The 5396-nt window shown below is 62.2% G+C and carries 6 protein-coding genes; all 6 read right to left on the bottom strand.

The genetic code is table 11. From position 1 onward, the window contains the following. On the bottom strand, window positions 1–552 hold a 552-nt coding region (locus tag G1E_RS26805; protein WP_009681765.1), incomplete at its 3' end, for an HAD family hydrolase. Then, the gene (locus tag G1E_RS26800; protein WP_009681764.1) at window positions 552–1250 is read right to left on the bottom strand and encodes a hypothetical protein; all 699 of its coding nucleotides are present in this window, start codon (window positions 1248–1250) and stop codon (window positions 552–554) included. The genes G1E_RS26805 and G1E_RS26800, both read right to left, overlap by 1 nt. 91 nt (window positions 1251–1341) lie before the next feature. Beyond that, on the bottom strand, window positions 1342–2103 hold the full coding sequence (pstB, locus tag G1E_RS26795; protein ID WP_017148287.1) for a phosphate ABC transporter ATP-binding protein PstB: 762 nt from the start codon (window positions 2101–2103) through the stop codon (window positions 1342–1344). Window positions 2104–2181: 78 nt separating this feature from the next. Next, complete coding sequence (gene pstA / locus G1E_RS26790; protein ID WP_009681761.1) at window positions 2182–3075, bottom strand: phosphate ABC transporter permease PstA; 894 nt, start codon at window positions 3073–3075, stop codon at window positions 2182–2184. Continuing rightward, complete coding sequence (pstC, locus tag G1E_RS26785) at window positions 3072–4040, bottom strand: phosphate ABC transporter permease subunit PstC (RefSeq protein WP_009681760.1); 969 nt, start codon at window positions 4038–4040, stop codon at window positions 3072–3074. Before pstC ends, pstA begins: the two co-directional genes overlap by 4 nt. A 69-nt stretch (window positions 4041–4109) precedes the next feature. Further along, window positions 4110–5141 carry a phosphate ABC transporter substrate-binding protein PstS gene (gene pstS, locus G1E_RS26780; RefSeq protein ID WP_009681759.1) on the bottom strand — a complete coding sequence of 344 codons (1032 nt, stop codon included), beginning with the start codon at window positions 5139–5141 and terminating at the stop codon, window positions 4110–4112. Window positions 5142–5396 lie beyond the last annotated feature (255 nt).

Raw genomic sequence — 5396 nt, 5'->3', positions numbered from 1 at the left:
GTGCGGCTGCTGCCGGGCCAGGCGGGCCTGCACGTCCACCGCTGCGGCCTTGACCTTCTGCGCCCAGTGCTGGTCCTGCGGGCACACCACCACAACGCGAAAACCATGATCCACGCCTTCCAGCCGCACGCCTTCGGAGTCATCCACATGCAGGTCGATATCGAAGGCCGAAGGCAGTTTGGACGGGGAATGCGCCAGCCCATTGCGCGCAAGTATGTGCTGGTGGCGGTCACTGTTGACCACCCCGTCCACATGAATGCCGTACAGCAGCAACCAACGGCGGATGTACGTTGGGGTGCGCCCGGACGAGGTATAGATCCAGATGCTGCAGCCCTGGCGGCGCAGGTCGCGAATCAGCTCGCGGGTACCGCTGCGCAGGGGCTCACCGAGCCAGCGGTGGACGAAGCCCGGCAACCTGCTGTGCTCGGCGGCCGCGTGCTCAGGCTGGCAGGCCAGGGTGTCGTCGATATCGAACGAAATGCGCACCTGGCCACGCTTGAGCTTGCGCTCGATGGCCTGCCGCCCGCGCTCTATCAGGGTGAACGGTTGCATCAGCGCCCCCCCGCGCAAACAGGCACCGCGGTGGCGCCCAGGAAGAACTTGCCGGGCGCAGGCGCCTTGGCTTCGAGGAACGCGGCGTACTTTTTCTTGATCTTGGGCAGTTCGTACAAGGCCTTGACACCGTGTTTGGCGGAATTACGTATGACCGAGGACGGGTTGAAGTAGCCCTCGGCGTTGTCCAGCGACAGCACGAATGGCGGCAGCCCGGCACGCATCAGCAGGTAGCTGACGATGAGCGAGCCGGTGCGGTTGTTACCTTCGATGAACAGCTGTGGCTTGCTGAGGATACGTACGTACACACCGGCTGCCCGCTTCCAGATCGAATCGCTGCGGTAGGCGCAATACCAGTTATGCAAGTCCTTGATGCCACCTTCCACATTGTTGAAAAAATGCGCTTCGGTCGCCGCCAGGTGCGCCGCGAACTCCACGCGCCGGGCCGGGTCACGGCCACACAGCACCGTGGCATTGATTTCCAGCATCAGGTTCAGCTGTTGCAGGTCGAACAGGTCTATTCCGCGAGCGACATAGTCGTCAATCAGCGCGTAGCCTTCAACCACATTCAGCAGCACCTCGTCGGTGAACGGGTCCCGCGGTTCGGTGAAGTGTTGGCTCAGCTCGGCAAAACGGCCCTGCACCTCGCGCAGAGCGCGCTCTACCGCAGACAGATCTAATCGACGCATCGGTTGCATTGGAAATCCTGGGTAACACTTTAACCAAAGGTTGTGCGGGCGGTGCTGCCACCTCCCTGGTTGCAGCACCGCCCCCTTGTGCAGCGATGGGTCAGCTGAACTTGCCGCTGATATAGTCACTGGTCAGTTGTTCACGCGGGTTCTGGAAGATCTGCGCGGTCGGCCCCATCTCGACCAGGTAGCCTGTACGGGTCCCCTGGGAAATATCGACCGAGAAGAACGCCGTGGTGTCGGCAACGCGAATCGCCTGCTGCATGTTGTGGGTCACCAGGGCGATGGTGTAGTCCTTCTTCAGCTCGACCATCAGCTCTTCCACGCGGCGGGTGGCAATGGGGTCAAGTGCCGAGCACGGCTCGTCCAGCAGCAGCACTTCCGGCTCGGTGGCGATGGCCCGGGCGATACACAGGCGCTGCTGCTGGCCGCCGGACAACGACAGGCCGCTGACCTTGAGCTTGTCCTTCACTTCGTCCCACAGCGCAGCGCCTTGCAGGGCGTGTTTCACGCGGTCGCCCAGGTCCCCTTTGTAGCGGTTCAGGCGCAGGCCAAAGGCAACGTTGTCGAAAATGCTCATGGAAAACGGGTTGGGCTGCTGGAACACCATGCCGATATAGCGGCGCACCACTACCGGGTCTACGCCCTTGCCATACACATCCTGGCCCAGGAAGTGCACGTGGCCCTCGAAGCGGAAGCCTTTCACCAGGTCGTTCATGCGGTTCAGGCTACGCAGCACGGTGCTCTTGCCGCAGCCGGACGGGCCGATGAAGCCGGTAATCTCGTTCTTGCGGATCGGCACATGGCTGTCGCGCACGGCCATGAAGTTGCCGTAGAAGATCTTGTCCAGCTTGCAGTCCATGACGATGGGGGTGGCTTCGCTGGCCACGGGAGCGGCACGTTGTGCGGTGGATATGTTCAAGATGGATGCTCCCTGTTCTCAATACTTGGGCTTGCCGAATACACGGCTAAGGATGTTGATGACCAGCACGATCATGACCAGCACCAGCGAGGCCGCCCAGGCGAGCTCCAGCTGGTTGTCGAACGGCATGCCGGAGAAGTTGTAGATCAGCACTGCCAGCGAGGCAGTGGGGTTCATCACCGCCAGGTCGCCGTTGTGGTAGATCCAGTAGTTGCTGAACAGCGCGGTGAACAGCAAGGGCGCGGTTTCACCTGCGGCACGGGCCACGGCCAGCATCACGCCGGTGAGAATGGCCGGCAAGCCGGTGGGCAGCACGATCTTGCAGATGACCTGGGCACGGGTGCAGCCCATGCCGTAGGCAGCGTCCTTCATGATCTTGGGGACCATCTTCATCGCCTCTTCGGCGGTCAGTACCACGATGGGCAACATCAGCACCGCCAGTGCCACCCCGCCTGCCGGTGCCGAATAGGTGCCGGTAGTCATCACCACCAGGGCGTAGGCAAACACACCGGCCAGGATCGATGGCAGGCCGGTGAGCATCTTGGCGGCAAACCTTGCAGCGTTGGCCAGCTTGCTGTCCGGGCCCAGCTCGGCAAGGAACACCGCGGCCAGGATACCCACCGGCACCGCGATGGCGGCAGCGATGCCGACCATGACGAAGGTACCGGCCATGGCGTTGCCGAAGCCGCCGCCCATCTCGAACCCCGTCGGCGGCAGTTCGGTGAACACTTCCAGGTTCAGGCGGGCACCGCCGCGGGTGATCAGCATGTACAGCACGGAAATCAGCGGCACACTGGCCAGCAACGCGGCCAACCAGGCCAGGATGGTCAACACCAGGCTGCGCAGGGCGCGGCCTTCGAGCCGGCGCTGCAGGCTGGGCAGCGCGGCGGCAGGGGTTGTCAGGTTGGTCATTGTTTATTCCCCCGCTGGGCGTAGAGCATGATCATCGAGCCAAGCACGTTCACCAGCAGGGTGATGAACATCAGTACCAGTGCCGCATACATCAGCACTTCGATCTCGTTCGGGCCGGCTTCCGGGAAGTTCAGCGCCAGCAGCGCTGCCAGGGTGTTGGCCGGGGCGAACAAGGACACGGAAATGGTGTTGGCATTACCCACCAGCATGGCCAGCGCCATGGTTTCGCCCAGAGCCCGGCCAAGGCCCAGCACCAGCGAGCCAAAGATACCGGTGGCCGCAGAGGGCACCATCACTTTCAGGATGGCTTCCCAGTGCGTGGTGCCCATGCCGTAGGCGGCCTGCTTGGTTTTCATCGGCACGCTGGTCAGCGCGTCTTGCGAAACGGCCGCAATGGTCGGCAGGATCATGATCGCCAGGACCAGTGCGGCCGGCAGCAGGCCGGGCCCGCTGAGGGAGGTGCCAAAAAACGGGATCCAGCCCAGCTCGCTGTTCAACCAGGTGGTCAGGGGGCGAATGGCCGGGATGACCACATAGATGCCCCACAGGCCATAGACCACGCTGGGGATGGCGGCGAGCAGCTCGACGATGGTGCGGAACACCGCGGCAAGCCTGGCCGGAAGGAAATCCTGGGTGAGGAAAATGGCCATGCTGACGCCGAAGAAACCGGCAATCAACAGGGCGATGAAGGCGCTGTAGAGCGTACCCCAGATCGCGGGCAGAATACCGTACTTGCCTTGGTTGACATCCCAGACACTGCCCAGGAGCACGTCGAAACCGTGCTTTTCAATGCCTGGCAGTGCCTTGCGGCCCACTTCGTAGACCAGCGCGAAAACCAGCGCCAGTACCAGCACCACCCCGATACGGGCAAGCGCACGGAAGGTGCGGTCGACCAGAAAGTCTTTCGTAGACGGTGGCTGGCACGCGGAATCGGGATTATCCGGTATGGCAAAAGGTGTGTTCATGGCGTATTCCGGGACAAGGGACAAACACCCCCGGCATGGCTTCATGCCGCTGCCGGGAGCGCCTGGGTGTTACTGGATGTTTGCAGACGCTTTGCGCACCTGGTCGACAACCGATGGCGGCAGCGGGATGTAGCCCATCGAGTCGGCAATTTTCTGGCCCTGGGTCAGGCCGTACTCGACCATCTCACGCATGGCCTTGGCCTTTGCCGGGTTGCCGTTGTCCTTGCGGAAGATCATCCAGGTGTAGGAGGTGATCGGGTAGGACTTGGCGCCTTCCGGGTCGGGCAGGTTGGCGACCAGGTTTTCCGGCAGTTTCACCGCTGCCAGGGCCTCGGCACCGCTTTCGGCATTTGGCACCACGTACTGGCCAGCCTTGTTTTCCAGGGCAGCGAAGTCCACCTTGGCCAGCTTGGCGAAGCCGTACTCGATGTAGCCAATGGCACCTGGGGTCTGGCGAACGGTAGCGGTCACCCCGTCGTTCTTCGGCGATTTGATGAACTTGTCGGTCGCTGGCCAGTTGACCGTGTTGCCCTCACCCAAGGTGCTCTTGAAGTCGGCGTTGATGGCCGACAGGTGCTTGGTGAACACGGCGTTGGTGCCACTGGAGTCGGCACGTACCACCACGGTGATGGGCAGGTCAGGCAGCTTCATTTGCGGGTTGGCCGCGGCGATTTTCGGGTCGTTCCACTGGGTGATCTTGCCGAGGAAGATGTTCGAGTAAACATCGCGCGGCAACTTCAGGCCCTTGGGGTTGCCGGGCAGGTTGTAAGCCAGGACGATTTCGCCGGCGGTCATCGGCAGCAACTGGACGCCTTCGGCAACCTTGGCGATGTCGGCTTCGCTCATGGCCGAGTCGCTGGCGGCGAAGTCGACGGTCTTGTTCAGGAAGTCCTGAACGCCCGCGCCACTCCCCTTGGATTGGTAATCAACGGTAACGCCCGCTGTGTTCTTGCTGAAATCCTTGAACCAGGTCAGGTAGATCGGTGCCGGGAAGCTGGCGCCGGAACCGGTCAGGCGTACGTTTTCAGCAGCAAATGCAGCGGAAGTGGCGCAAAGCGAAACGGCAACGGCGAGTGCAGCAGACTTCATCAGGCGAATCATCGAAAAGCGCTCCTTGTGATGGCCGGCACACTTTGCATCAGCTGTGTTACAGCTTTGTGACCATTGAAAGGCAGGCCGTTGGTTGATCCTGATTCGGACAGGTGTTTGCCACAAGGTATGCAGCGCCTGTTAGAGCGAGCGCCGCCCGCGCGGCGCATCGCGAGCTGCGCTCGCTCCTACGTTTGTTTCGGGCCAGTAAACCCTGTGCCCGATGCGCGCGGCCGTCTTGTTCGTACGACGCGACTTTGCGGCTTT

The organism is Pseudomonas sp. TJI-51 (assembly GCF_000190455.2).
Taxonomy (GTDB): domain Bacteria; phylum Pseudomonadota; class Gammaproteobacteria; order Pseudomonadales; family Pseudomonadaceae; genus Aquipseudomonas; species Aquipseudomonas juntendi.
Note: the sequence above shows the minus strand (reverse complement) of the source record. Positions and strands in the feature narration are given on the sequence as shown.

Bases quoted from the DNA above. Each gene is read 5' to 3' on its own strand.
- G1E_RS26800 (WP_009681764.1), bottom strand. From the start codon at position 1,250: ATGCAACCGATGCGTCGATTAGATCTGTCTGCGGTAGAGCGCGCTCTG.
- pstB (WP_017148287.1), bottom strand. From the start codon at position 2,103: ATGGACTGCAAGCTGGACAAGATCTTCTACGGCAACTTCATGGCCGTG.
- pstA (WP_009681761.1), bottom strand. From the start codon at position 3,075: ATGACCAACCTGACAACCCCTGCCGCCGCGCTGCCCAGCCTGCAGCGC.
- pstC (WP_009681760.1), bottom strand. From the start codon at position 4,040: ATGAACACACCTTTTGCCATACCGGATAATCCCGATTCCGCGTGCCAG.
- pstS (WP_009681759.1), bottom strand. From the start codon at position 5,141: ATGATTCGCCTGATGAAGTCTGCTGCACTCGCCGTTGCCGTTTCGCTT.